Consider the following 2603-nt stretch of genomic DNA (forward strand, 5'->3'; position numbering starts at 1 on the left):
ATTCGTGGTCGAATTAAATCGGAAAGTGCGATCGGATTAAATCGGAATCAATGGTCGGTTTGGGTCGGAATACGCACTTGCCGGGCTGAACAGTCTGAATGCGATATTACAGCTGTTCTCCACCGCCATCTTTATCGCCATTTGCGTCAAGCGTGGTTTCAGTAAGCCGTATACCTGGGCGCTCTCCATCGTGATCTTTGCCGTCTGCTGCTACTCACTGCTGCACTTCCTGCATCTGCCGGGTTATCTGGCGACGGTGGCGATTGTGGGTGTCACGGTGGTATTCGGTCTGGGAACCGGCGGGGTCTACTATATCCCGTGGACGGTCTATACCTTCCTCGCTGATGTGGATGAGGTGTTTACCGGCCGCCGTCGCGAGGGCATTTATGCCGGGGCGATGACCTTCTCCGGCAAAATCGTGCGCTCGGTGATTGTTTTTGTCATGGGCGCGGTGCTCAGTTACTACGGCTTCCAGTCAAAATCCCATGTGCAGCCAGAAAGCGCGGTGACGGCCATCTCGTGGGTGTTCTTCGGTGGCGTAATTGTACTGGCGCTGGTGGCGATTATCTTCAGCCGCCAGATGACGCTGGATCGCAAAGCACACCTGATGGTACTGGAAGAAGTGGCGCGCATCAAAGCAGGCGGGCACATCAGCGCGATTAAGCCGGAGGTGCGTAAAGTGATCGAAAATCTGGTCGGCTATCCCTACGAGCAGTGCTGGGGTAACAGCGCAATCGGGCAGAAAATGCAGCAGGCTGACGACGCGGAAACGGCGGTCGTGGTCCAGTTATCACAACGTTAGATTAATCCCTCTCTCTATCACTGACCTTCCTGCCGCTCAGGCAGGTTTCGCTCGGACTAAGGAAAAGGAAAAAACGGAGATGACACGACTTCCTTTATCACTGTTGCTGACGATGGCCAGCTGTAGTGCTGTTGCCGCATTACCGGATGTTGCGGCGCTGGAGTGGCACGCTATTACCTTTGGCCAGTCGACGGACGTCAATTTCGCCACCAACGTGTTGCCGGGAAAAATCGGCGTCAATCAGGTGACGCAGCAAAACGGCCAGCCGGTGCCCGCGTCTGGCGGCAAACTGATCACGCCGGTCCATATCGAAAGCCGCGGTGGCAAGATTGGTAACAGCCACGATGGCCTGACCTTCTACTACACCCGGCTGCCCGCCAGCGCCAATATGCAGCTGGAGGCGGAAATCAGTGTGGAGCAGTTTGGCCCGGAAAATGGCGCGATGCCTGCCGGGCAGGAGGGGGCGGGGCTGCTGGTGCGTGATGTGCTGGGGCAGGCGCGTCAGCAACAACTGCGCCCTGGCTATGAAGAGTTTCCGGCAGCGGCCAATATGGTGATGAATGCGCTGCTGACACAGGATAAAAAATCGCACACGCTGCTGCAGGTGACGCAGATTGCGCGCAACGGTGTGCAGCATCCGTGGGGCAATGCGGGCGTGGAGACGCTGCGTCAGGGATATCACGCCGGGCTGGATATCAGTAAAACGCCGCGCTTCCGTCTGCGGCTGGCGCGCACCGACGACGGCTTTATCTCCGGCTGGTCAGCAGTGGGAGGGGAGCAGTGGGTGACGCAGCAGATTGGTGATGCTGAACGCGTGGCGGTGCAGGATAAGGACGGTTACTACGTCGGCTTTTTTGCCTCACGTAATGCGCGAATTACCGTGCACCGCGCCACGCTGACGCTCAGTGAACATCAGGCTCGCGGCGGCGAAAGCTTCGTTGCTGCGGCATTACCGCCACAGGTGGAAATCGCTTCTGCACCGCTGGCAGCGCAGCCGGACTACCGTTTTCAGCTGCGCAGCAATGAAGACGGGGTGTTGACGCTCAGCCGTGAGGGCCAGGTGCTGGTGGCGGATAAAGCCATCCGCGCCGGGGAGTGGCAGTCACTGCCGATCACCCTTGCGGCACAGACGACGGCATTACAGTGGCGGCTGGTGACCGGCACTGGCGTGACACTGAGTGATACCCTGCGGGTGCAGCAGCGTAAGCTGGCAAATCCGGCTGAACTGTACGCCGCGCCTGACGGCAAGGCAGAGAATAACGGCAGTCGTGCGCAACCGCTGGATGTGGCAACTGCTGCGGCCGCGCTGCAGCCCGGCGGGACGCTATGGCTAGAAGAGGGCGATTACCCGCTGACCAGTCTGCCTGCCAGCGTCAGCGGCACGCCGGAACAGGCGAAAAAACTGCGCCCGCGCGGCAAAAATGTGGTGTTCCACGGCCTCAGTCTGGCCGCCAGCTACTGGGATATTCAGGGCATCACTGTCACCGAAAAGAGCTTCAAAATTTCCGGCAGCTATAACCATATCCATCAGGTGGTGGCACACCATGCCGATGACACCGGGATTTGGGTGGCGTCTCCGGCGGGCATCGGGCGGCCACTGTGGGCCAGTCACAACCTCATTTCTCACTCAGAATCCTACGCGAATAAAGATCCCGGCCTGATTAATGCCGATGGCTTTGCGGTGAAAATGCGCGTCGGCGAGGGCAATAAGCTGATTGCCTGTTGGCGGATTCAAGTTCGAAGTGCAACGCTAAGTCGCCTGTCTTAACTCTGCAAAGACCACTGAAGGCTGCCGGAACCC

1 protein-coding gene and 1 pseudogene are annotated in these 2603 nt (G+C 58.7%); both read left to right on the forward strand.

Features of this window, described 5'->3' with window-relative positions:
• Window positions 1-76: 76 nt before the first annotated feature.
• A pseudogene (locus ACSZO1_RS22145) lies at window positions 77-802 on the forward strand (MFS transporter); the annotation flags it as partial.
• Window positions 803-881: 79 nt separating this feature from the next.
• The gene (locus tag ACSZO1_RS22150) at window positions 882-2570 is read left to right on the forward strand and encodes a right-handed parallel beta-helix repeat-containing protein (protein WP_437616508.1); all 1689 of its coding nucleotides are present in this window, start codon (window positions 882-884) and stop codon (window positions 2568-2570) included.
• Window positions 2571-2603: the final 33 nt, after the last annotated feature.

It is taken from the genome of Erwinia sp. V71 (assembly GCF_965644245.1).
GTDB lineage: Bacteria > Pseudomonadota > Gammaproteobacteria > Enterobacterales > Enterobacteriaceae > Erwinia.

Excerpts from the sequence above, each read along its gene's own strand:
- ACSZO1_RS22150 (WP_437616508.1), top strand. The coding sequence starts at position 882 with ATGACACGACTTCCTTTATCACTGTTGCTGACGATGGCCAGCTGTAGT.